The organism is Nocardiopsis sp. NPDC050513, assembly GCF_044457925.1.
Classification (GTDB): domain Bacteria; phylum Actinomycetota; class Actinomycetes; order Streptosporangiales; family Streptosporangiaceae; genus Nocardiopsis.
On the sequence record NZ_JBITHK010000001.1, the window covers coordinates 246618 to 270481 of the forward strand.

The 23864-nt window shown below is 71.9% G+C and carries 21 protein-coding genes and 1 riboswitch; of the genes, 8 read left to right on the plus strand and 13 right to left on the minus strand.

The annotated features are described in order from the left end of the window. Positions 1 to 270: 270 nt before the first annotated feature. The 4 genes from ACIBFB_RS01025 (at position 271) to ACIBFB_RS01040 (ending at position 2783) form a co-directional block, all read left to right on the plus strand. Positions 271 to 861, plus strand: a complete 591-nt coding sequence (locus tag ACIBFB_RS01025) for a class I SAM-dependent methyltransferase (RefSeq protein WP_397224792.1) — start codon at positions 271 to 273, stop codon at positions 859 to 861. Positions 862 to 940: 79 nt separating this feature from the next. Continuing rightward, on the plus strand, positions 941 to 1432 hold the full coding sequence (locus tag ACIBFB_RS01030) for a GNAT family N-acetyltransferase (RefSeq protein WP_397224794.1): 492 nt from the start codon (positions 941 to 943) through the stop codon (positions 1430 to 1432). Between the two features lie 125 nt (positions 1433 to 1557). Next, complete coding sequence (locus ACIBFB_RS01035) at positions 1558 to 1983, plus strand: anti-sigma factor (RefSeq protein ID WP_397224796.1); 426 nt, start codon at positions 1558 to 1560, stop codon at positions 1981 to 1983. A gap of 41 nt (positions 1984 to 2024) precedes the next feature. Then, positions 2025 to 2783 (plus strand): RNA polymerase sigma factor SigF, encoded by a 759-nt coding sequence (locus ACIBFB_RS01040; RefSeq protein ID WP_051059085.1) that lies wholly within the window; start codon positions 2025 to 2027, stop codon positions 2781 to 2783. Positions 2784 to 2816: 33 nt separating this feature from the next. Here ACIBFB_RS01040 and ACIBFB_RS01045 read toward each other — a convergent pair whose 3' ends face one another. After that, positions 2817 to 3206: a hypothetical protein gene (locus tag ACIBFB_RS01045; RefSeq protein ID WP_397224798.1), complete on the minus strand. Its 390-nt coding sequence runs from the start codon at positions 3204 to 3206 to the stop codon at positions 2817 to 2819. A gap of 146 nt (positions 3207 to 3352) precedes the next feature. Here ACIBFB_RS01045 and ACIBFB_RS01050 point away from each other — a divergent pair, with 146 nt between their 5' ends. Then, positions 3353 to 4285: a diacylglycerol/lipid kinase family protein gene (locus ACIBFB_RS01050; RefSeq protein ID WP_397224800.1), complete on the plus strand. Its 933-nt coding sequence runs from the start codon at positions 3353 to 3355 to the stop codon at positions 4283 to 4285. Positions 4286 to 4567: 282 nt separating this feature from the next. Beyond that, complete coding sequence (locus ACIBFB_RS01055) at positions 4568 to 4822, plus strand: WhiB family transcriptional regulator (RefSeq protein ID WP_397224802.1); 255 nt, start codon at positions 4568 to 4570, stop codon at positions 4820 to 4822. A gap of 64 nt (positions 4823 to 4886) precedes the next feature. On the opposite strand, the gene ACIBFB_RS01060 is transcribed toward ACIBFB_RS01055, so the two are convergent. Beyond that, the gene (locus ACIBFB_RS01060) at positions 4887 to 6434 is read right to left on the minus strand and encodes a sensor histidine kinase (protein ID WP_397224804.1); all 1548 of its coding nucleotides are present in this window, start codon (positions 6432 to 6434) and stop codon (positions 4887 to 4889) included. Between the two features lie 143 nt (positions 6435 to 6577). Here ACIBFB_RS01060 and ACIBFB_RS01065 point away from each other — a divergent pair, with 143 nt between their 5' ends. Then, positions 6578 to 7318: a GntR family transcriptional regulator gene (locus ACIBFB_RS01065; protein WP_075926201.1), complete on the plus strand. Its 741-nt coding sequence runs from the start codon at positions 6578 to 6580 to the stop codon at positions 7316 to 7318. 25 nt (positions 7319 to 7343) lie between these two features. On the opposite strand, the gene ACIBFB_RS01070 is transcribed toward ACIBFB_RS01065, so the two are convergent. From ACIBFB_RS01070 to ACIBFB_RS01085, 4 genes are all read right to left on the minus strand, one after another. Then, positions 7344 to 8678, minus strand: a complete 1335-nt coding sequence (locus ACIBFB_RS01070; protein WP_397225412.1) for an HD-GYP domain-containing protein — start codon at positions 8676 to 8678, stop codon at positions 7344 to 7346. Further along, positions 8678 to 9994 carry an HD-GYP domain-containing protein gene (locus ACIBFB_RS01075; RefSeq protein ID WP_397225414.1) on the minus strand — a complete coding sequence of 439 codons (1317 nt, stop codon included), beginning with the start codon at positions 9992 to 9994 and terminating at the stop codon, positions 8678 to 8680. The genes ACIBFB_RS01070 and ACIBFB_RS01075 overlap by 1 nt, the downstream gene beginning before the upstream one ends. 840 nt (positions 9995 to 10834) lie before the next feature. Then, positions 10835 to 11158 (minus strand): mycothiol system anti-sigma-R factor, encoded by a 324-nt coding sequence (gene rsrA / locus ACIBFB_RS01080; RefSeq protein WP_397224806.1) that lies wholly within the window; start codon positions 11156 to 11158, stop codon positions 10835 to 10837. Next, positions 11155 to 11865, minus strand: a complete 711-nt coding sequence (locus tag ACIBFB_RS01085) for a sigma-70 family RNA polymerase sigma factor (RefSeq protein WP_397225416.1) — start codon at positions 11863 to 11865, stop codon at positions 11155 to 11157. Before ACIBFB_RS01085 ends, rsrA begins: the two co-directional genes overlap by 4 nt. A gap of 309 nt (positions 11866 to 12174) precedes the next feature. Here ACIBFB_RS01085 and ACIBFB_RS01090 point away from each other — a divergent pair, with 309 nt between their 5' ends. Continuing rightward, positions 12175 to 12996 carry a class I SAM-dependent methyltransferase gene (locus tag ACIBFB_RS01090; RefSeq protein WP_397224808.1) on the plus strand — a complete coding sequence of 274 codons (822 nt, stop codon included), beginning with the start codon at positions 12175 to 12177 and terminating at the stop codon, positions 12994 to 12996. A 40-nt stretch (positions 12997 to 13036) separates the two neighbouring features. Here ACIBFB_RS01090 and ACIBFB_RS01095 read toward each other — a convergent pair whose 3' ends face one another. The 7 genes from ACIBFB_RS01095 to ACIBFB_RS01125 all read right to left on the minus strand — a co-directional run bounded on the left by ACIBFB_RS01095 (position 13037) and on the right by ACIBFB_RS01125 (position 23829). Then, a complete protein-coding gene (locus ACIBFB_RS01095; protein WP_397224810.1) occupies positions 13037 to 13543 on the minus strand; it encodes a macro domain-containing protein in 507 nt (168 codons plus the stop codon). Positions 13544 to 13653: 110 nt separating this feature from the next. Beyond that, complete coding sequence (gene thiC, locus ACIBFB_RS01100) at positions 13654 to 15330, minus strand: phosphomethylpyrimidine synthase ThiC (RefSeq protein ID WP_397224812.1); 1677 nt, start codon at positions 15328 to 15330, stop codon at positions 13654 to 13656. Continuing rightward, a riboswitch (TPP riboswitch) is annotated at positions 15322 to 15435 on the minus strand. Its footprint overlaps the gene before it by 9 nt. A gap of 117 nt (positions 15436 to 15552) precedes the next feature. Further along, positions 15553 to 16410, minus strand: a complete 858-nt coding sequence (locus ACIBFB_RS01105) for an SOS response-associated peptidase (protein WP_397224814.1) — start codon at positions 16408 to 16410, stop codon at positions 15553 to 15555. Positions 16411 to 16420: 10 nt separating this feature from the next. Next, positions 16421 to 16963 carry a hypothetical protein gene (locus ACIBFB_RS01110; RefSeq protein WP_397224816.1) on the minus strand — a complete coding sequence of 181 codons (543 nt, stop codon included), beginning with the start codon at positions 16961 to 16963 and terminating at the stop codon, positions 16421 to 16423. Positions 16964 to 17066: 103 nt separating this feature from the next. Further along, on the minus strand, positions 17067 to 18068 hold the full coding sequence (locus ACIBFB_RS01115; protein WP_397224818.1) for a DUF3068 domain-containing protein: 1002 nt from the start codon (positions 18066 to 18068) through the stop codon (positions 17067 to 17069). Continuing rightward, positions 18065 to 22504, minus strand: a complete 4440-nt coding sequence (locus ACIBFB_RS01120; RefSeq protein WP_397224820.1) for an alpha-(1->3)-arabinofuranosyltransferase — start codon at positions 22502 to 22504, stop codon at positions 18065 to 18067. Before ACIBFB_RS01120 ends, ACIBFB_RS01115 begins: the two co-directional genes overlap by 4 nt. After that, entirely contained in the window at positions 22501 to 23829 is a 1329-nt protein-coding gene (locus ACIBFB_RS01125; protein ID WP_397224822.1) for a glycosyltransferase family 4 protein, read from the minus strand. The genes ACIBFB_RS01120 and ACIBFB_RS01125 overlap by 4 nt, the downstream gene beginning before the upstream one ends. Positions 23830 to 23864 lie beyond the last annotated feature (35 nt).

A 23864-nucleotide genomic window follows, 5' to 3' on the forward strand; every position in this document is an offset into this window, starting at 1 on the left:
GTGCCCCGCGCCGCGCGCGGGGCGCCCGCCGTCGTCTGCCGCACGTCGCGTCCGTGCGGTGGCCGGATCGGGACAGTCGGGCACGGAGTGCCATGGGAAGCCCCAGGGCGGGTAGAGGGGCAGAGGGGAACGGACCGGAGACGCCGCAACCGACGGGCGGCCGACCCGGCCGAAACGGGCGGGGAAACACCCTCCCCCGAGCTTGACCCGGCGACGCCGCGCCACGAGAGTCGTGACGCAGGGGCACCCACACGGCCTTCGGGGGAGGACATGAACCCGCGCACCGAGCGCGAACGCAGCACCTGGAACCGCAGAACGACCATGGACGACCTCGGCGGGGCCCTCCAGGGTCCCGCGCTCCGCCGTACCCGCGAAATCCTGTGCGCCGGAGCGCGCGGTCGCACCCTGGAGGTGGCGATCAGCACCGGCCGGAACCTCCGCCACTACCCTCCCCAGATCCACCTCACGGGGGTCGACCCGAACCCGGAGGCCCTGGCCAGGGCCCGGGAGCGCGCCGATGAACTGGGCCGCCCGGTCCACCTCGTCGAGGGCGATGCGGGCCGGCTGGAGTTCCCGGACGCGTGCTTCGACACCGTCGTCTCCACCCTCGCGCTCGGCTCGGCGCCCGACCAGCGCGCCGCCCTCGCGGAGATGTTCCGCGTCCTCGTCCCGGGCGGCCGTCTCCTGTTGGTCGACCGCATCGAGTACGCGCGCTTCCCCGCCCGCCTCGTGGAGGCCCGGCGCGAACGTCCGCGCCGGCTCCCCCGGGAGGTCGCGCTGGAGGTCGGCTTCGAGGTCGGCCACCACGACCGCCTCCTCTTCGGTCTGGTGGAGCGGATGGTCGCCCACCGCCCCGCCTGACCCGCTCCCGCGGGAGCGTCCCGCGCTGCGCATAGGCTGGAACGGCTCGCTTCCTCTCCTCTCCGACCGAGGTGATCCGATGATCCGGCCAGCCCGCCCCGACGACGTTCCCGTCATCCACCGGATGATCAGGGAACTCGCCGAGTACGAGAAGGAGCCGGAGTCGGCCACCGCCACCGAGGAGGACATCCGCACCGCCCTCTTCGGCCCGGACGCCGCCGTGTACGGCCACGTCGCCGAGCACGTCGGGGAGGACGGGGAGGTGGAGCCCGCGGGGATCGCCCTGTGGTTCCTCAACTTCTCCACCTGGACCGGCAAGCACGGCGTGTACCTGGAGGACCTCTACGTCCGCCCGGACCTGCGCGGCCACGGCTACGGCCTCGAACTGCTCAGGAGGCTCGCGCAGATCTGCGCGGAGCGCGGCTACACCCGCCTGGAGTGGTCGGTCCTGGACTGGAACACGCCCGCCATCGACTTCTACGCCGCGCTCGGATCCACGCCCATGGACGAGTGGACGGTCCGCCGGCTGGACGGCGACGCGCTGCGCGCTCTGGGCTCCCGAAAAGACTGAGAACCGCCGTTCGTCTCACGTTCGCACCGGATCGGACGGACACGATCTCACCTCCCTGCGGCAGTGGCAGGGTGAAACGAGATACATTGCATTCAAGCGGCAACCTCGCCCCCCGAAGGAGGGACGTGACCGAAGAAACCGCTGTGCCCACGGCCGACGCCATCGGCGTCCGGGACGCTGTCACCGTCAACATGCCCGCGGACAGCGCCTATCTGTCCGTCTTGCGGACGGCGACGGCGGGCCTGGCCGCGCGCCTCGACTTCACCCTCGACGAGATCGAGGATCTGCGCATCGGGGTCGACGAGGCCTGTGCCATGCTCCTGGCCCAGGCGCTGCCCGGCACGGAACTGACCACGGAGTTCGAACTCACGCCCGAGGGCATGCGCATCTGCGTGTCGGTGCTCACCGCCGACGGCCGCCTCCCGGCGCGTGACACCTTCGCCTGGACCGTCCTGTCCGCCCTGGCGGGCGAGGTCGACGCGGGCGTCGGCGCGGACGACCGCGTCCACATCGTCCTGTACAAGCGTCGCGGCACGCTGGAGTCCGCGTGAGCGAAAGGGGGCCCGCTCTGACAGCGAAGACCGAGCACGCGGTGCCCGATCGGGCTCGCGCGAGAGAGTTGTTCGAGCGCCTGAACGAACTCGACGCGGACTCCGAGGAGCGCCGTCGGATCCGCGACGAGTTGGTGGAGCTGCACCTGCCCCTGGTCGAGTACCTGGCCCGGCGGTTCCGCAACCGCGGCGAGTGGCTCGACGACCTGACGCAGGTGGCGACGATCGGACTGATCAAGTCCATCGACCGGTTCGACCTGGAGCGCGGGGTGGAGTTCTCCACCTACGCCACACCGACCATCGTCGGCGAGATCAAGCGGCACTTCCGCGACAAGGGCTGGGCGGTGCGGGTGCCCCGCCGCCTCCAGGAGCTCAAGCTCTCGCTGACCAAGGCGGTGAGCGACCTGTCGCAGCGGGAGGGACGCTCGCCGACCGTCGCCGAGCTCGCGGCACACCTGCAGATGACCGAGGAGGAGGTGTTGGAGGGCCTGGAGTCCGCCAACGCCTACTCCACCGTGTCGTTGGACGCGCCCGACAGCGGCGACGAGGACGCCCCCGCGGTGGCCGACTCACTGGGGATCGTCGACGAGTCCCTGGAGGGCGTCGAGTACCGCGAGTCGCTCAAACCACTGCTGGAACAACTGCCCCCGCGGGAGAAGCGCATCCTGCTGCTGCGCTTCTTCGGCAACATGACGCAGTCGCAGATCGCCCAGGAACTGGGCATCTCCCAGATGCACGTGTCGCGTCTGCTGGCACGCACACTGGCCCAGCTGCGCCAGGCGCTGACCACGGACGACTGACCGGCCGGGGGTCGGCCACCGGCGACCGCGGGGCTACTTCCTCTCCTGCGGGGGGAAGAGCGCCGCGGTCGTCGGTGGCGCCAGGACCGTCCCGGCCGCGCACAGGGCCACGGCGAGCAGCACCCCGCCGATCAGGTACTGGCCGCTGGTGAACATGTAGTACGCCACCACCGCCAGGAAGAGCTGTGTGACCACCACGGGCGTGCGCGCCCAGTCGCGCAGCCGCCACAGACCGCGCGCGACGAACACCAGGACGGCGCCCGCGCCGAGTCCGAGGACGGCCAGCGGGACCGCCGAGGTGACCGACGCGGCCCGGCCGGTGACCGCCGTGACGAAGCTGTAGAGGCCGCCGACGGCGGCGGCGAGCCCGATCAGGGCCTCCAGCGCGGCGGCGACGACGATGGTGACGGGACGTGAGGACACCCGTCGAGCCTATACGCGACCCGCCGACCGGCGCCCCCGGGTCCCCGCCCAGGTCACACCGTCTCCCGGCCCGGTGCGGACGCGCACCCGACCACACCGGGCCTCGCGCCCCGGGTGCGCGGGCCGACAGCGCCTAGACTGAGGCCGTGCGCGCCCTATTCATCGTGAACCCCCAGGCGACCACGACCACGTCACGCACGCGTGAGGTGATCGTCGGCGCCCTGGCCTCGGAGCTGGACCTCACCGTCGTCGAGACCGCCTACCGCGACCACGCCAGCGAGCTGGCGCGCAAGGCCGCGGCGGACGGATTCGAGCTGGTGCTCAGCCTGGGCGGTGACGGCACGGTCAACGAGGTGGTCAACGGGCTCCTGGCGACCCCGGACGATCTGCCGCGCCCCCGCTACGCCGTGATCCCCGGGGGCAGCGCCAACGTGTTCATCCGTTCCCTGGGTGTGCCCGGCGACCCGGTCGAGGCGACCAGCGCGGTGCTGGAGGCGATCCGCGCGGGCCGGGAGCGGGAGATCAACCTGGGCCGGATCACGAGCGACGAGGACGACCGTTACTTCACCTTCTGCGCCGGTTTCGGATGGGACGCCGACGTCGTCCAGCAGGTCGAGCACGCGCGCGCCCAAGGGCGCAGGGCCACCCCGGCCCTGTACGCCGAAGTGGCGGTAAAGCTGTTCTTCCGCGGGGATATCCGGGATCCGTCACTGCGCGTGTCCGCGGGCGGACCGCCCCGGGACGGGGTCTATTTCGCCCTCGTCACCAACACCACGCCGTGGACCTACGCCGGCTCACTGCCGCTCCAACCGACGCCCTCGTCCCGTTTCGAGCTGGGGTTGGACGCTTTCGCGCTGACCAACTCCTCGCACCCGCTCACCGGGTGGGTACTTTCGCAGATGTTCTTTCCCAAGGGTCTCCCGGCGATCGGCGACGGGTACCTCACCTGGCACGACCTGGACTCACTCGAGATCTCGTCCACCCATCCCCGGGCTTTCCAAATCGACGGGGAGTACCTGGGAGAGCGCGAACGGGTCAACTTCCACTCGGTACCGAAGGCATTACGAATCATCTGTTAATTGGCCGGAAAGACACCATTCACGCCCACTGTGACGCACCCGACACGCCGATCAGGACCTTTGGCCCCGAGAGCTCTTGCACCGGCCCTGCAAGCCTGTCACGCTCAAGTTATCGCCATGAGTTACGGGCGAGTTAATTGGGGCGCTTCCCACGTGGCCGTGGGGTGAAACCTCGCCGTCTCGGCCCTGACCCCTCCGGTGGAAACCGTCCACTGGGCGCCCCACGTACGATCGTGAAAATGTTCACAACCCCCGATCGCCTCACTGTGAGGAGTGGACCGCATGGACTGGCGCCATGAAGCAGCCTGCCGTGACGAAGACCCCGAGCTCTTCTTCCCCATCGGCAACTTCGGCCCCGCACTGATCCAGATCGAGGAAGCGAAGGCGGTCTGTCAGCGCTGCCCCGTCAGCTCCGCGTGTCTGAAGTGGGCGCTGGAGAGCGGCCAGGACGGCGGTGTCTGGGGCGGCACGAGCGAGGACGAGCGCCGCCGGATGCGGGGGCGCGGCAGCGTGCGCCGCCCGATGGTCCGCAGCTAGGCCGGCCGCCACCGGACGGGCACCGACGCCCCCGAGCGCCTCCGACGACGCGACGGGGGCCGGGTCAGCGCAGTTCCGCCTCCTCCTGCTGCTCCAGGGGCAGGCTGATCGCCACCTCGGTCCCGCCGTCGTCGCGCGGCTTGATCGCCAGCGTCCCGCCCAGCTCGCCCACGATGAGCGTGCGCACGATCTGGAGCCCCAGGCTCGTCGTCCCCTCCAGGTCGAAGTCCTCCGGCAGCCCGCCGCCGCTGTCGCAGACCGCCAGTTCCAGGCTGCTCGCCCTCGGGTGGCCGGGCACGGCGTCGAACCGGCGGACCCGCACCACGATCTCCCCGGGACCCTGCCCCAGCCCGTGCTCCACCGCGTTCTGCACCAGTTCGGCCAGGACCATCGACAGCGGTGTGGCCACCAGCGCCGACAGCAGTCCGAACCCGCCCTCCCTGCGCGGCACCACCGTGCTCCCGGTCGAGGAGACCTCGGCGGCCATCTGCATGACGCGGTCGGCGATGTCGTCGAAGTCCACCACCTCGTCGGGCGTGTGCGACAGCATCTCGTGCACGATCGCGATCGACCCCACGCGCCCGACCGCCTCGTCCAGCGCCGCGCGCGCCTCGGGCACGTCCAGCCGCCGGGCCTGCAGGCGCAGCAGCGCCGCCACCGTCTGGAGGTTGTTCTTCACCCGGTGGTGGATCTCCCGGATGGTCGCGTCCTTGGTCATCAGCTCGCGCTCGCGCCGCCGCAGCTCGGTGACGTCGCGGACCATGACCAGCGCGCCGATCCGCACCCCGTCGATGACCAGGGGTATGGCGCGCAGCTGGACGGTGACCCCGCGCGCCTCCACCTCGGCCTCCTGCGGCGCCCGGCCGCTCGCGGTGTAGGTGAGGGCCTCGTCGCGGGCCTCGCCCTGCGCGGCCAGCTCCAGCGTCGTGCGGTCCAACCGGGCGCCGACCAGGTCGGCGGCCAAACCCAGGCGCCGGTAGGCCGACAGGGCGTTCGGACTGGCGTAGACCACCTCCCCGTTCTGGTCCAGCCGCAACAGGCCGTCGCCGACCCGGGGCGAGCGCACCATGAGCGGTCCCTGGTCGCTGAACGGGAACGCGCCCTCGGCGATCATCTGCGCCAGGTCCCCGGCGCTCTGGAGGTAGGTGAGCTCCAGACGGCTGGGGGTGCGCGCGGAGCTGAGGTTGGTGCTGCGCTGGATCACTCCGATGAGCCGGCCCGCGCGGCGCACCGGGACGGTCTCCTCGCGCACGGGGACGCCGCCCGACCAGTCGGGGTCGCCGTCCCGGCAGATCCGCCCCTCGGTCCAGGCGCGGTCGATGAGGGCGCGGCGCCCGATCACCCGGGGGGTCGAGCGCGAGGTCACGTCGGTCAGGTCGTCGAGCAGCACCGTCTCGACGAGGTCGTCCTGGAAGGCCGTGGGCCCCGTCGTGGGCCGCATCTGGGCGACCGCCACCCAGCCGTTGTCGTCCCGCAGCCGCACCCACAGGACCAGGTCGGCGAACGACAGGTCCGCGAGCAGCTGCCAGTCCGAGACCAGCGAGTGGATCCACTCGAGGTCCGCCTGCTTGAGCGAGGTGTGGCGTCGGATGAGATCACTGAGGTGAGGCACTCACAAATCATCCCATGAAGGCGTGCATACTCAAGAGGTACGCACTCGACCAGTGGTCCACACCAGTCGGCGGCCGGAGGGCCCGCCGCGCCGACCACACCGGAGGGGTGTGTGGCCGGAGCGGGACGCGTGGGAGGACACCGATGACAGGTCAGAGCACACTGGACGGCAACCCCAGGGTGCCGAAGTACTACCAGGTGAAGAAGCAGCTGCTGGAGCTCATCGAGGCGATGCCCGCGGGCAACCCGGTCCCGCCCGAGCGCGCCCTGGCCACGCAGTTCGAGACGTCGCGGACGACGGTGCGCCAGGCGCTGACCGAGATGGTGGTCGAGGGCCGCCTGCTGCGGATCCAGGGCAAGGGCACGTTCGTGGCCAAGCCGAAGGTCGCGCAGATCCTCCAGCTGACCAGCTACACGCAGGAGATGCGCGCGCACGGCCTGCACCCGGCCACGCGGATCCTCGACGTCAGCTACATCAACGCCGACGACCACCTGGCGGAGATGCTGGCGATCCGTTCGGGCGGTCGCGTGCTGCGGATCGAGCGGCTCCGGTTGGCCAACGGCGAACCGATGGCCGTCGAGACGGCGCATCTGGCCGCGCGGCGCTTCCCCGGCCTCCGGCGCCAGCTCGACCGCTACGCGTCGCTCTACGAGGCTCTCGCGAGCGCCTACGACGTGTCCCTGGCAGAGGCCGAGGCGTCGATCGAGACGGTTCTGGCCACGCCCAACGAGGCGCGGCTGCTGGGCGTGGACGTGGGGCTGCCGCTCGTCCTGCACTGCCAGCACAGCTTCGACGCCGACGGCCACCCGGTGGAGTGGGTGCGCTCGCTGTACCGCGGCGACCGGTACAAGTTCGTCACGCGGCTGCGCCCGCCGACGGACTGACCCCGCACTCCCGCCCCCGGTCCCCTCACACGCGGGCGAGCACGGTGGCGAGCGCGTCGACGACCTTCGGGTCGTACTCGCTGTCGGTGTCCATGCGCAGGCGCTCCAGCACGGCGGCCCGGCGCTCCTCGTCGCCGTTCTCCCCGACGAGGTCGTCGAAGGCGTTGGCGACCTTGATGATCCGGCTGCCGAGCGGCGGCACGCCCTCGTCCCCGTCCCCGGCCAGCGGCTCGCACTGGCGGCGGACGACCTCGGCGACGTTGTCGAGGACCCCGGTCTCGCGGATGATGGCCGACCCCAGTTCGGCGATCCGCCGCTGCTCCCGCGGTGAGGCGAGCACGGTCGCTCCGCCCGCGATGGGTTCGCGCAGGGAGAGCTGGCCGATGTCGTGCATGAGCGCGGCGTACTCCAGCTCCAGCAGCTGGTCCTCGGAGAAGCCCAGTTCGCAGGCGATCCCGTGGGCCAGGTGGCTGACGCGCCGCGAGTGCCCGTTCTCCACGTAGCCGCCGACCTCGGTGACCCGCGACAGCGCCCGCACGGTCTCCAGATAGGTGCGGCGCACCTCCGCGTGCCGCCGGAAGGCCACCTGCGAGACCAGCAGCGGGGCGCTGAACACGAGCAGCCCCACCAGGCCGGTGACCGTGCAGGCCAGCGCGATGAGCACCCCGCTGGCACCGATCGCCGCGCCGGTGGCGAACTGGGCGCGGACCTCGTCGCGCACCGCGACCAGCAGGTTCGTCCGCAACCGTTCGGCGCGCATCATCCCGGCCAGTGCGGCGTCCACGAGCCAGACGGCCATCACGAGCGAGGTCATCAGCAGCGTGACGCGTACCGAGGGCTCCGACAGCGACCACTCGGTCACCAGCGGCCGGAACGCCGCCGCCAGCAGCATCACGTCCAGCACCCGGCGGGCCAGGTCCTCCAGGCGCGGGCTCCGTCCCACCGCGACGTGCGGCAGCTCGCCCAGCGCCAGGCCGAGGCCGACCACGGCGACGACCTGGGGCGCGGCGTGTTCGACGGGTTCGTTGCCGAGACCGACCAGGAACGCGTAGCTGATCGCCCCGGCGGAGGCGATCGGCGCGACCTCGCGGTGCCCGGGCAGGGTGATGCGGGCCAGCTCACCGACGGCGATGACGAGGCAGAACGTGAGGGCGACGTAGGGGTCGACGGCCCCGTGCGCGGCGGTCCACACGACCGCGGCCAGGGCTCCGGCCCCCGCCACCACGACCAGCACGGCGCGGATGGGGCGCGTGGTCCGCCAGATCGGCCCCCTCCGCCGGGGGAGGCCCAGGGCTCCGCCCTCCGGTCCGGAGAGCGGGGTTCGGGGTGGCGGAGCTTCGTCGGACTGCCTCTGCGTCATCATCGGTCACGCCCGCCCGGGACCGCCTCCGCGGGGGCGGGCCCCGTGCCCGTCGCGTCGGCGGTCGGCTCGGCATCGGTCGGCTCGGCGTCGGCGCGCGCGTAGCAGCCGCCGGGCGGCTCGGCGATGTCCGGGGTCTTCCAGCCCTCCCGTTCGACCGCCCGGACGAGCGCCTCGACCATGCGCCCGTCGAACTGGGTTCCGACGCAGGCCCGCAGTTCGGTGATGGCCTCCTCCACCGACCAGGCCTTGCGGTAGGAGCGCGTGGAGGTCAGGCAGTCGAACACGTCGGCCACGGTGATGATGCGGGCCGACTCGGGGATCTCCATCCCCACCAGCCCCATGGGATAGCCGCGCCCGTCCAGGCGCTCGTGGTGGTGCCGGATCCCGGCCAGGGCCTCGTCGAGGAAGCTGATCTCGCGCACGATCTCGTAGCCGCGCGTCGGGTGCAGCTTGATCGCCGCGTACTCCTCGTCGGTGAGCTTGCCGGTCTTCTGCAGCACCTTGGTGGGCACCCCGAGCTTGCCGATGTCGTGCAGCATCCCGGCGTAGCGGATCTTCTGCACCCGTTCGGCGGGCATGCCCAGTTCGCGCGCGATCATGGCGGAGCCCTCGGCGACGCGCATGCAGTGGCCGCGGGTGTAGTAGTCCTTGGTCTCGACCGCCTGGCAGAGCGTGGCGAGCGTGGCCTCGTGGGCGCGGGCCTCGTCGGCCTGCTGCGCGAAGGTCCAGCGCGCGATGAACAGCGGTAGCAGGACCAGCAGCGGAGCGATGATCCCGACCCCGCCCCACACGGCGGCGATGGCCAGGCCGAGCATCTGGTAGCCGATCGAGGACAGTTCCACCGCGGCCAGCGGCCGCCAGTGGATCGGCCGCTTGCGACGGGTCTGGACCGCGCCAAGCGTCCACATCAGGGCGGCGACGAGCGCGGAGTTGACCACGGTGTGGGTGAGCACGGCCGCCACGTAGGGCAGCAGGACCATGGGGAAGTCCTCGCGCACCGGTTCGCCGACGTTGCCGCCGCAGAGCAGGTAGACGTGGCCGGCCGCGTACGCGGCCAGGGCGAACTGCGAGCCGTTGAACGCCCGCTTGACCAGGATCTGCTTGCGGATGGTCAGGCAGGAGGCGAAACCGACGACCGCCGCCCCGACGGGTCCCACCAGAACGACCGCGGCCAGTGACACCGCCGAGCTCGGCGACATCCCCATCTTGCCGTTGGAGACGACGATGGTGCTGATCGACTCCGCGACCACGAAAAGCACGGCCACGAGGACCAGGGTCTTCAGGTTGATGCCCGAATACGGCCCGACCAGCACGATGGTGACAGCACTGACAACGATGATTCCGACGTAGACACGCGCGCCCCCAGGAAGAGCCCGCACCCCCGTTCACCCCCCGCCGACGACGACCGGACTGTCATGATTTCACCGGTTCCGTTCTACCACCAGGACCATCCGGTGAAGGCGGATACCGACCAAAGAACGACCATCATCACGTGCAGCATGCTGATGAACACGGTGGTCCCCTCTCCCCCGACGCCGCGTGTCGCCCATTCCCCTGGACACGCGGCGCAAATTGCCCCATTCGTTGGATATGGCGTCCAGTTTAACGGGCCGACGCAGCTCCCCGATTACCCCCAACCCGAACCGACGACATCACGGAGCGCCACAGCACCCGCCATTTCCGGAGTATGGAATTACTAATTCAACTCGTAATCACGGGTGATAACCCTGCGTCACCGGACGGCGCGGGTCGCCACCACGAAAAATCCGACGGCGAGGTCGATCCCACCCCGTCCACACAACAGCATTCACCTGCAATGACTACCCTTAGTCACCAACCTGGGGGCCGGACTCCGGCTCCGGGAAAAATCATTCCGAGTCGGTCACGACGCGAAAGTGCTCGGGCTCGCCGGGCGTGTCGGAAGCCCGCCCGCCCCCGCCCCCGACGGACGCGTGACCAAAACCCGCGCAGACACGGGGAATCCAACCCGGGATACCCACAAACATCAACAGACCACGCACAGGCCGACATGGCGGGATAATTCAAGACACCGACAGAAATGGCACAAAAGAAGAAGCGGTGACTGGAATTCCAGCCACCGCCGCGGGCGTCATCGCCGCCCGACCCGGGTCACCCGGTCGGGACTCCCGGGACTACTCCGAACTTACCTCGCGCACGAGGCTTTCCGCGCCCGCATTCACCTCGCGCGCGAGGGACTCCTCGCGTGCGCGCGCCAACCGGCCGAGGACCTTGTCGCGCAGGTCCAGCGGAACCGGATCGCATCCGCAGTGCTTGGCGACGAGTTTCTTCACGGCCTCCTCCAGGCCGTACTCGTCGAGGCAGGGCGCGCAGTCGTCCAGGTGCTCCCGGATCTGCTCGCAGTTGCCCTCCTCGAGCTCGCCGTCGATGTAGGTGTACAGCTTGTCGAGCACCTCGCTACAAGGGGTCTCGCTGTCCCTGCCGTGGCCGCCGCTCATTGCCGATCTCCTCGATCCGACCCGTTCGCCTGTCCCCGACCTACCGCGGACGCGCCCGACGCGACGGCGGAGGCCGTGGCCCTCGCCGTCGGAAGGAAACCGCGGTCCAACGCGTACTCCTCCAACAGGGTCCGGAGCTGCCGGCGCCCCCTGTGCAACCGGGACATGACGGTCCCGATCGGCGTGCCCATGATCTCGGCGACCTCCTTGTACGCGAAGCCCTCGACGTCGGCGAGGTACACCGCGATCCGGAAGTCCTCGGGCAACTCCTGGAGCGCCCGCTTCACATCGGTGTCGGGCAGGTGTTCGAGCGCCTCGGCCTCGGCCGACTTGAGCCCCACGGCCGTGTGCGAGGCGGCCTGCGCCAGCTGCCAGTCCTCGACGTCCTCGGTCCCGGCCTGCTTCGGTTCCCGCTGCTTCTTGCGGTAGGAGTTGATGAAGGTGTTGGTGAGGATGCGGTACAGCCACGCCTTGAGGTTCGTCCCCTGCTTGAACTGGTGGAACGAACCGAACGCCTTGGCGAACGTCTCCTGGACGAGGTCCTCCGCGTCGGCGGGATTACGGGTCATCCTCAGCGCCGCGGAGTAGAGCTGGTCGAGGAAGGGAAGCACGTCCCTCTCGAAGCGCTCCTCCCGCTCACGTGCTGTCTCCTGGCCCTCTTCCCATCCCGTCGGCCTCCCTGCGCTGGTCCCGGCTGGAGCATCCATATCCCCAAGATACGGCTCCAGCACCAGGACACGCGCACCGGCGCCACGCGGCGTCGCCGCGATCTCCCCGCGTTCCAGGCACGCGCTGGCGGTCGACATGTCCGAAGTACCCCTCCCCGACGTCCGATCCGCGCCCTCGGGCATCCTCGGCGTCCGGCGCGGTGTCGGTGACAACAACGCTCTCCGCGGCCTGATTCCGGCCTGGCGGGGAGGACCCGGCCGCCCACCGGTGAACTTTGTCGTTTGGCTGTATCGGCGGAGGTAGGGCATGGGAGAGTGCGGGTAGGACCACACAAGGATGGGAGAGGAGTGCACGTGCGACCGTCCTCGACCCCGGCGTCCGACCGACCACGGTCCCCGGCCGCCCAGTTCGCCGCACCCGACCGGTTGTCGGACTACTGGCGTTTCTACTGGTCCGTCGCGGAAGCGCAGATCGCGCGCTGGCTCCCTCCCGCGCCCGCCCGACTGCTCGACCTGTCCAGCCCGGACTTCCAGGGCACGCACCGCGCCGTGGCCGCCGGGCACGACGTCGTGACGCTGCTGCCGTCCGAGGACATGGCGGTGCGGCAACCGCTGACGCTGGTGAACGGGCACGCGAGTGTGCCGCGTCCGGCCCCGCGGGGCCGGCTGCGCCGGGTGGTGGGCGACTCGACGCTGCTGCGCACGTTCGCCTCCGAGGCCTTCGACGGGGTCATCGCCGACAACCGCGTGCTGTCCCGGCACCTGGCCACGGAGTCGTCGATGGCGGAGATCGCGCGGGTGCTGCGGCCCGGTGGGCGCGCGCTCGTGTGCGTGGACTCCGTGGTGCTCGGAATGGCGCTGTTGGCCGAACAGGACTGCTGGCCCGAGCTGAGCCACGCGCCCAGCGCCGACGTCCTGCTGGTGCCGTGGCCGGACGGGTCCATCACGCGCTGCTTCACCTCGGAGCAGCTCGCCGAGACCCTGGAGGACGCGGGCCTGCGGCTGGAGTGGATCAAACCGCGCACGGTGCTGTCGCCGTCCACGGTCGAGGGGATGCTCGCCCGCGACCCCAGGTCGATGAGCCGCCTGGTGGAGATGGAGACGCGGGCCACGGAGTCCGACGACTACGTGGGCGTGCACCTGGTGGCCAGCGCGCGCAAGCCCGGGTAGGGATCGTTCGCCGCCCCGGGCGGGGCACGCCCGGACCCGCCTAGTCGGGGTCGTAGACGGTGACCCGGATCCCCCGGGCCAGGAGTTCCTCCTCGATGAGCGGCTGGATCCTGCTCCACCTGCCTCCGGCCAGCCCGCAGCCGATGCGCGGCATGTGCACGCTGGCGCCGAGCTCCTCGGCGTGCGCGGCCAGCGCGCGCAGGCAGGCCGCGACGGCCTCGTAGCGGACGGGCGGCCGGCCGCCCGTCCCCCGCCGGGTTCCGTGCTGGGCGACCATGTTGGCCACCCACAGGTCGGGCCGGACCCTCACGACCCGGACGGCGCCCAGGGCGAAGTCGTTGCGGGCGCGCTCACGGTGCCAGGCCCGGTAGTCGCGCTCCGGCTCCGCCCAGCGCCTGGACAGCGCGAGGACGAAGCCCTTGCCCCAGCCCCCGCGGTCGTTGCACACATGGGCGATGATCGTGGGCCCGGACGCGTCCGGGTTCGTGGCGTCTCCCCTGACGACGCGCGGACCGGAGGGCGGGTTCGGTTCGGACGCTCGGCGCATACCGGGCACCCTACGACCCGGTGCCGACACAAGGGCGCGTTCTCCGACCGTGCCCGGTGCCCCCGGGCCACGGGGGCGGAACCCGCGGAGGGCCCCGCCCCCGTGCCGCGTCAGTCGGCGAGCGGCAGGTACACCCGGTTGCCCGAGGCCGCGAACTCCTCGGACTTGTCGGCCATGCCCCTCTCGATCGCCTCGACGGTGTCCAGGCCGTTCTCCTCGGCGTACCTGCGCACGTCCTGGGAGATCTTCATCGAGCAGAACTTCGGCCCGCACATGGAGCAGAAGTGCGCGGTCTTGGCCGGTTCCGCGGGCAGCGTCTCGTCGTGGAAGGACTGCGCCGTCTCCGGGTCCAACGACAGGTTGAACTGGTCCTGCCAGCGGAACTCGAACCGCGCCTTGGACAGCTCGTCGTCCCACTCCTGCGCCCGGGGGTGGCCCTTGGCCAGGTCGGCGGCGTGCGCGGCGAGCTTGTAGGTGACCACACCGGTCTTGACGTCGTCCCGGTCGGGCAGGCCCAGGTGTTCCTTCGGGGTGACGTAGCACAGCATCGCCGTGCCGTGCCAGCCGATCTGGGCGGCGCCGATGGCGGAGGTGATGTGGTCGTAGCCGGGGGCGATGTCGGTGGCCAGGGGGCCGAGCGTGTAGAACGGCGCCTCGCCGCACAGCTCCTCCTCCAGGCGCACGTTCTCCGCGATCTTGTGCATCGGCACGTGGCCCGGCCCCTCGATCATCACCTGCACGTCGTGCGCGCGGGCGATGTGGGTGAGCTCGCCCAGGGTGCGCAGCTCGGCGAACTGCGCCTCGTCGTTGGCGTCGGCGATCGAGCCGGGCCGCAGACCGTCACCGAGGGAGAAGGTGACGTCGTACGCGCGCAGGATCTCGCAGAGTTCCTCGTAGTGGGTGTAGAGGAAGCTCTCCCTGTGGTGGGCCAGGCACCAGGCGGCCATGATCGAACCGCCGCGCGAGACGATCCCGGTGACGCGCCTGGCCGCCAGCGGCACGTAGCGCAGGAGCACGCCGGCGTGGACGGTCATGTAGTCGACGCCCTGCTCGGCCTGCTCGACGACGGTCTCGCGGTAGATCTCCCAGCTCAGCTTGGTGGGGTCGCCGTTGACCTTCTCCAGGGCCTGGTAGATGGGGACCGTGCCGATGGGGACCGGCGAGTTGCGCAGGATCCGCTCGCGGGTCTCGTGGATGCGCTTGCCGGTCGACAGGTCCATCACGGTGTCGGCGCCCCAGCGGGTGGCCCACACCATCTTCTCGACCTCCTCGGGCACGGAGGAGGTGACCGCGGAGTTGCCGATGTTCGCGTTGATCTTCACCAGGAAGTTCTTGCCGATGATGGTCGGCTCGGACTCCGGGTGCTTGCGGTTGACGGGGATGACCGCGCGTCCGATCGCGATCTCCTGGCGCACGAACTCGGGGTCCATGTGCTCGCGGGCGGCCACGAACCGCATCTCGGGGGTGATCGTCCCGGCCTTGGCGTAGGCCAGCTGGGAGACCGCTCCGTCGATGGGCTCGCGGGCGTCGATCCACTCCTGCCGCGTGCCGGGCAGTCCCCGGTGGACATCGATGTCGGCGGTGGAGTCGGTGTACGGACCTGACGTGTCGTACAGGTCGAAGTGGCTGCCGTTGCTCAGTTCCACCCGGCGCTGCGGGACGCGGAGCGTGAGACCGGCGGGGTCGTCGATCTCGCGGTAGACCTTCCGTGATCCCATGATGGGACCCGTGGTCACCTGGTGCTCGTCGGCGGTGGAACTCGTGGCGCGGCTGTCCGCAGCCGTCATGGCATGCCTCCCTACGTCGGAATTACCCGAACAGGTTCTGCGGTCGGCGACACCGTTGAGCCGCCCTCTCAGCCCGCCATGGCGCGAGCTCCCGCGGTATTCACATGTGCGCACGTCGGGGATGGGGTGAGCGACGCGCGTACGCCCCGTACGGGGCGCGTGGCCGTGTGGCCTCGCACACCATACACAGAGGTCCCCGGGCCGTGTCCAGGCGCCCCCGGGTCAGAAAAGTGTGTCCGGTCCGTCATCCTCCGTGCCGGGCACGGGGGCGAGGAGCCCGGGACCGTTGTTCTTGATGCTGTTGACGTCGGTGGACACCTCGTCGACCGCGAACCGGTCGACCGGCGTTCCGGCCATGACATGGGCCAGGTCGTCCGCGCCGGAGTCGGGGTCGAGCCAGGTCGCCCAGTCCCCCCGGGGGACGACGACGGGCATGCGGTCGTGGATGTGGGCGAGTTCGGGCGCGGCCCCGGTGGTGATGACCGCGCAGGTCCACAGCCAGGCCGCGGGGTCGTTCTCGTCGGCCTCCGGGTCGCGCCAGCGTTCGAAGATCCCGGCCAGGGCCAGCGGCTCGCGGTCGTCGTAGTGGACGGCGAACGGTTTCTTGGCGGAGCGCGCCTTGCGCTTGCGGTGCTGGGGGTCGGTCGCGGGCGAGGTGCCCGCCTCCGCGCGGCCGTCGGCTCCGATGAGCTGCCACTCGTAGTAGGCGTCGGCGGGCAGCAGGCACCTGCGGCGGCGGAAGGCCGCCCGGAAGGCGGGCTTGTCGGCCACCGTCTCGCCGCGGGCGTTGATCATCCGGTAGCCGACGTTGCGGTCCTTGGCCCACGACGGGACCAGCCCCCAGCGCAGGGTGCGCAGGTGGCGCGGCCCGGCCGGCTCGTCGTCGCCCCCGGCGCCGCGCGGCGGCGGGCCGAGCACCGCGTACACCGGCTTGCCCGGGGCGACGTTGTAGTCCGGCGGCAGTTCGTCCAGCGGGGGCCACGCCCGGGGGTCGGCCTCCTCCGCGATCGTCTCCTCGGGGAGGTCGAAGGCGAGCTGGAGCTCGTGCTGGTTCCGGGACTGGGCATAGCGACCGCACATGCGGACGATCCTAGGGGGTCCCGGCGGTGGCGTCGGCGCGTCGGCGGCCGGTCAGCGCCAACGGCAGTCCCCGCCAGCGGGCGACCGCGACGATGACGGCGGTCATCACGATCGCACCGATCCCCAGGGGCAGCACGGTGGCGAGCCCGTCGGCGCCGGAGTTCGCGACGGTCCAGGCGATCTTCAGCGCGAGACCGCCGTCGATCACCACCAGTCCCCAGCCGAGCGAGCGCCGCCAAAAGGCCGCGCACAGTCCGCCGATCAGCGCCGGGACCAGCGGCAGCGTCAGCCAGGTGACCCACGTCGGGTCGGCGAACAGGGCCTCCTCCATCTCCAGGACCCCCTGGATTCTCGGGTCGACCTCCCCGGGAGGCGGGGCGGGGAACCAGAAGAAGCTCGACAGCATGGCCACGATGGTCGCCGTCAGCGCCCACGGACGCCGCGTCCAGCAGAAGTAGGCGATGGGCAGGAAGAACAGCGGGCGGATGTACCAGCTCAGCGGGTTGAGGTGGCGGGGCCAGGCCCAGGAGAGGAAGTCGGCGAACAGGTCCATGCGGGGTGCCTTCCGTGACGCGCCGTGGATATGGATCTATAAAAACAGATTATTCATTTGTTTTCAACCCTCGTCGCGCCGAGGGCCCCGTCGGTCGCCGGAGTCAGCGGGCGGGGTCGGCCTCCCCGAGGCCGTCGACCCAGTCGACGTGTTCGCCCAGATCGCGCCGCCGCATCCGGGCGACCCCACGGGTCCGCCACGCCTGCGCGAAACCGGCCAGCACCGCGAGACCGCCCAGCGGGACGAGGATCCAGGGCGCCCAGGTGTCGAGGGCCGTGAGCAGGAACGCCCGGACGCGCGCCTGCTCGGCGAGGGTGGACACCTGCCCCTCGGACAGGGTGAACTCCGCCGACAGCAGTCCGACCTCGCCGCCCCCGCCACGCGGGCGGAGGCTCTCGGCGCGCGACTCCTGGGCGTCGACGACCATGCCGCTGGTGGGCTCGACCCAGTAGGTCCGGGTGATCTCCACCCAGCGCGCCGCCGTGGCGGTGCCCCCGGCCCCGGCCGTGAACAGCGCGGCGGGCACCGACCGGGCGGAGTCGGGAACCTGGGTGGCGCCGATCGTCTGGACGTAGCGGCGGACCGGGATCCCGGCGACCTCGTCCGTGCCGTCGTACTCCAGGAGCGGGGCCGAGCGGATCTCGGCGTCGTAGTGGGTGACGTCCTCCGCGGGGGCGTCCGCGGGCCAGTGGAGGACGAGCCCGGCCTGCCGGACGGCCCGGTCGCCGTTGACGTGCTCGCCGCAGCAGTTGACGGCGCGCCCGGACGCGCGGTCGACGATGACCCGGCGGCTCCAGTGGTCGATCATCCGCTCGGGGGTGGACACGTCCACGGACATCTCCCACGCCGACCAGTCACCGCCGTGCGGCGTGGCGCCGACCCGGGTGACCCGCCGGATCTCGACGCCCTCCCGCAACGACCAGGAGGCCGCGTCGAGGTAGGCGGCGTCCTCGTCGACCATCCGAAGCTCGAACTCGGCGGAGGCGGGCAGGAGCGCGACGCGGTCGTACACGTAGAGGGGCAGCAGGGCGGCCAGCGTCAGCAGGAAGGCGCCCAGGGCGACGAGGACGGTGCCCCGGCGGGGCTCCCCGACCGGTGCGCTCATGTGCGGGCCTCCTCGGCATCGGTGTCCGGCGCGGGCACGGACCCGTTCCCGTGCCCGTTGGCGGCGGCCGTTCCGACCGGCTGGGCCGGATGGTCGAACGGCACGGTGCGGCGGCCTCCGCCGGCCCGCACCCGCGCCGCGCCGGGGGGCGGGGTGTGCTCCCCGCGCTGGCCGAGCGCGAGGACGAGCCTGGTCAGGGCGGGCAGGCACAGCGCCTGGGCCGCCCAGCCGCGCAGCGCTCCCCCGAACACCTCCGTGACGTCGTGGAAGGGCATGTACAGCGCGAGATGCGTGCCGACGGCCATCGCCGCCCCGGCCAGGGCGAGCGAGACCGTGACCGTCCACGGACCCGCCAGGTGCGGCAGCGCGCGCCCGCCGAGCGACGGCCGCCCCGGCCGCGCGTGCCGCAGCCCCCTGGGCGCCCGCCTGCCGAGCCACCAGACGCACAGCAGGACCGCCCCGACCACGGCGGCCCCGGCCGCGCCCGCCACCCACACCCCGTAGACCAGCCCGAGGGGCAGGACCGCCCACCGGTTCAGCCATCCGGGTCCGGCGGCGGGCAACGGCCGACCGCCGCGCCCCGTCGATCCGGCCGCACGTGCGACCGCGCCCGCGAGCCGGGCGGGCACGAGCCGCCGGGGCCACACCGCCAGGGCCGCGAGGAGCCCGGCCAGCCCGGCGCCGACCACGAGCGTGACCTGGTAGGCGGTGTCGGGCGCGTAGGTCAGCGTCACCGTGCCCTGGCTGCCCGCGGGGAGCACCCAGCCCTGCTTCCAGCCCTCCAGCCGGACCGGCTCCAGCGTCCCCCCGACGCCGGACAGGGTCGCCTCCCAGCCCTCGTTGAAGTTCTCGTTGACGACGAGCAGGCTCTCCTCGTCGACGGCGACGTCGAAACGGCGTTCGCCCGGACCCCACGCGTGCACCCGCTCGACCCCGGCCGTCTCGACCGGCTCCCGGTCGGCCAGGGACGTGTCCCCCTCGACGAGGGCCGAACGCACGTCGTAGCGGTTGCCCGGATCGACGACGATCCGGTTCTCGCCCTCGGTCAGGTCGAGGCCGGTGCAGCTCTCGTAGCGCAGCGGACGCCCGGTGAGCTGGTCGGCGAGCGTGCCCTCGGTGATCCGGGTCTCCACCCTCTGGCCGTTGACCCGCAGCATGGGGCCCAGGCCGCAGGCGGTGGCGGCGTCGCCCTCCGGCAGCGGCTCCACCGGGTCGACGCCGGGCAGCGTGATGGTGCCGATCTCCAGGTCCTGCCCCTCGGGGCGCTCGAAGGTCACGCGCAGCGAGTCGGCCGTGAACTCGGCGAAGTCGACCCGGCCGCTGCCGTCGAGCCAGCCCTCGCGGACCGTGTCGCCGCCCTCGACGGTGACCCGGATGGGCCGGAGCACGCTGTCGGCGCGGGGGAAGTCCACCTCCAGGTGGTCGACCGTCGTCGGCGCGCCGAGCTCGATGTCGAGCCAGGGGTGCTTCTCCTCCGGGTCCGGGTACCAGACGGTGGATGCGTCGTCGTCGAGCGTGCCCCGGCCCATCGCCGCGGGGTGCTCCACGGCGGTGGAGGAGGCGGTCACGCGCGGGTGGTCGCTGGCGCGGTTGGCGGCGTTCTCCGCCTCGCGCGGGTCGGTGAGCACCACCTCGCCGGACACCCGGTGCGCGCCCGCCGCCGAGGCGGCCGACAGCTCGAACGTCCGGTCGAGGCGGCTGGCGTCCTCGCCCTGGACCTCCAACCGCGCGTTGCACACCCACACGTGCGAGCCCTCCATGCACCCGGGAGCGCTGCCGGTGGAGCCGGTGAACAGCAGGGTGCCGGCGTCCGCGGGTCCCGGCACGTGCAGGGTGCGGGCGGCCTCCAGCCCCGGCAGGGACAGGGAGGTGACGCCCACGCGGGTGCCGAACCGGTACTCCGGCTCCCAGGCCAGCTCGTCCACCCGCACACGCAGGGTCGAGGTCCGGCCGGGCGGAGCCATGAGCTCCTGGGGCTCGCCGGTCTCGGCGACGGGCACCTCCGTCTCACCGGTGTCGGTGATCACCGTGACACGGGAGGGCGGCGGTTCCCCGGACAGCTGGTCGAAGGCGACGGTGAGCCCGCTGACGTCGCGGGGTTCGGTGAACTCGACCTCCAGCCACTGCCCGAGCGCCCCCGTGAAGGCGCTGGACCGCCACGCGGTGGTGAGGTCGTCGTCGAGGGCCGCGTGCGGAGCGTGGCCGGGGTCGCGGTCGGAGCCGCGGGCCCCGGCGCCGCTCTCGGAGGAGGAGGCGCTGACCGAGGCGACGCCCAGGTCCTCGGCGTGGGCGACGTAGGGCTCCCACGCCGGGTCGAGGATGTCCGGGGCGGGGACGTCGCGTTCGAGTTCGGCGTCCTCGGTCAGGGTGGCCGAGACGTTGCGGCGCACGTCCGGGTAGACGACCTCGCGGCGGCGCGCGGAGTCGGTCACCACGGTGTCCGCGGCGTCGACCGCGTCCGCGCCGGGGTCGTCGCCGAGCAGGACCGGGCGGTCGTCGTTGATCAGGCCCTGTTCGGCCAGGTGGAGGAGGGACTCGGGCCCGCCGGTGACGCGGACGGTCTCGTCTGCGGGAACGGTGCCGACCGCGGGCGCGGCGTCCTCGACCTCGTAGACCGTCAGGGCCGGGTAGGGCTGGTCGAACCAGCGTGCGGCGGGCTGGTGGTCGAGCGACCCGATGACCGGGCCGAACTCGGCGACCTGGCTGATCCCGGGCGAGTCGCCCAGGGCCTGGTGGACGCGCGCGGGCCAGCCGCCGTTGTTGGCGGCGCGCTGGAGGTCGTTGCGGACGATGAGGTGGGTGACGCCCATGCGGGCCAGGGTGTCGGCGAGCCCGGCCGAGCCGCGGCCGGACGAGACCCGCTGGTCGATCTCGTGGGTGAGGCGGGAGACGCCCGCCGAGCCCCACGGGATGATCTGGTGGTTGGTCCACGCACCCGTGAGCAGCGGCTGCATCGGCTCGTCCAGCGGGCGGCCCCACTCGTACTCGCCTCGGGCGGAGCCGGGCAGGGCCATGGTCATGCCGCGTCCGTCGGCCCGTTCGTTCAGCCAGTCGGCGGCCTCGCGCCAGTGTTCGGGCAGCGACTCGTACCCGCCGTGCGGGGCGACGCCGACCGTGGCGATCGGCAGGAGTGTGGCCAGGAAGACCGCGGCGCTCGCGCCCGCGACGGCGCGGTGGACGCGGGGCGCGGCGGCGGCCCCCCGGCGTTCGGCGCGGTCGCGCGCGACGACCACGGGCAGGTGGGCCAGGCCGAGGACGAGCGGCAGGCGGATCAGCGCGTCGAACTTGTGGACGTTGCGGAAGGGCGCGAGCGCGCCGTCGAGCAGATCGCGCATGAGCGGGGCGAAGGGCCCGGTGAGGTCACCGGTGAAGCCCGCGGCGATGATCGCCGTCCCGGTGAGGACGCACGCGATGAGGAAGAGCCGTTCGGGGGTGCGCCGGTTGATGAGCCCGGCCAGCCCGAGCCCCGCCACCACGGCGGTGAGCGCGATCAGCCAGGGGGTGGTCGACAGCGCGGCGCCCGAGGGCAGCGCGGTGTTGCCCTGGTCGGGGAGGAAGCCCATCCAGTTCGAGGTGCCGCGCACCGCGTTGAGCAGGGACGTCACACCCGTGGTGACGGCCGCGTCCTCGGTGTAGGGCATGAACGAGAACACGTACCGCGACATCAGCAGCAGCGGCGCGACGTACCAGAACGAGGCGAGCACGAGCGCGCCCGCCCACCAGGCCGTGAGCCGCCGGGTGCGCGGGCCGCGCGCCCGGGTGACCAGGTAGAGGCCGGGCACGACGAGGACGGCCAGCTCCGACGCCGCGTTGGTGCCCCCGCACAGGAGGAACGCGAGTCCGGACAGGAGCGCGGCACGGGCCGGGGAGAGCCTGCCCTTGGCTCCCAGGACCAGCGGCAGCAGGATCCACGGCATGAGCAGCATGGGCTGCAGCTCGGCCGAGTTGTAGGAGAGCAGGGTCAGCACGCGCGGGGCGAGGGCGTAGGCGACCCCCGCGAGGATGCGGGTGTCGACCGTGCCCAGACCGAGCGCGCCCGCGACCTTGTACACGCCCAGGAAGGCGGCGACGAGCAGGACCGCCATCCACAGCCGCTGGGTCATCCAGTCGGGTGTGCCCAGGGTGTCGAAGAGCAGGTGGAAGGGGCCGTTCGGGAAGAAGTACCCGTAGGCCTGGTTCTGGATCTGCCCGAAGTAGGAGGCGTCCCACAGGTGCAGGGCGCGCTCCAGGAACCCCGCGGGGTCGGCCGTCAGGTCGAGCTTGGTGTCGCTGACGATCCTTCCGGGGTCGATGCTGGCCGCCAACGCGCCCAAGAGCAGACACACCGTGAGGACCTTGAGCCGCGAGAGCAGCGTGTGGTCCAGCGATCCGCCGGGGGCGGACGGTGTTCTGGAATCCTCCGGTTCGCGCCTGGCGGTGGATTCCGCCGAAGTCAATTCCCTGCTTCCCTCTCGGTCCCGTCGCCCGCCGGGGTCTCGGCCAGGCCGAGTTCGGCGGCGACGAGACGGGTCATCCGAGCCCCGCTGGCCTCCCAGGTGAAGTGCGCGGCCCACGCGCGGCAGGCCCGGCGGACCTCCTCGGCGCGGTGGGGGTCGGACAGCTCCTCGAGCGCCCGGGAGACCACGTCGGTCAGGTCCTCGTCCTCGCGCACCAGCCAACCGGTTTCGCCGTCGCGGACCGAATCGCGAAGTCCGTCCACATCGTAGGCCACGGTGGGGATCCCGAGCCTGGCCGCCTCGATGACGGTCAGGCCCCAGCCCTCGAACCGGGAGGCGGTGACGTGGAGGTCGCAGGCGGCCAGAACGGCGTTCTTGTCCGCCTCGGGGAGGAAGCCGTGCAGGTGGACGCGGTCGTGGAGGCCGTCGCGTTCGACCTGCTCGGCGAGGTGCTCTCCCTCGGGGCCGCGGCCGACGATGTGCACGCTCAGCCCGGGGTGCTCGTCGTGCAGCGCGGCGGCCAGGTCGACCACGCGGGAGACGCGCTTCTGGACGACGAGTCGGCCCAGGCTCACGACGGCGGGGCGCGAGGGGTCGAAGGCGGACGCCCGCTCGGGGGCGCGCGGGTCCTCGGGGGCGGGGAGGCCGCCGTTGTGGACGACCTCGATCGGCGCGCGCCAGCCGAGCTTGTCGCGCATGGCGGCGCGGGAGGACTCGGAGACGGTCACCGTGGTGCAGCGGCGGTAGACGCGCGAGGCGACGGCCGACTCCACGAACCGCCCGAACCAGGCGAGCGGCGCGGGGAAGTAGGCGTTGAACTGGAGGTCGTGGACGTGGTGGACGACGCTCACCACTCTGGTGCGGCGGCGCAGGACGAGACGGGAGAGGAAGGGGATCCCGTTCATGCAGTCGAAGGCCAGGTGGTACTCGCGCCGCCACAGGGCCAGCCAGGCCATGACGCGGGGGTAGACGGTGAAACGGCCGCCCATGCGGCGGATGACGATGCCGTCGCGGGTCTCCACGCGGGCCTGGTGGGGTTCACGGCTGGTGAGGAAGGTGACGATGGCACCGCGCTCGGCCAGGTGACGGCTGATCCGCCAGGCGTACTCCTCGGCGCCGCCCGCGGTGGACTGCCAGGGATCGCGCCAGTTGATCATCACCAGGCGCACGCCGTCGAGGCGCGGGCCGAGGTCGGTGTCCGCGGCGGGCTCCGCCGGGGAGGCCGCGGCGGGCCCGGTGACCGCCGCCGGGGCCGTCGCGACAGCGGGGAGGGGCCGCCTGGGCACGCCGGGTCCCACCCTGTGGTGGGCCTTCTCGATGACCACACGTTCTCCTTCCGCGCGGTGTCCGGCCGGAACGC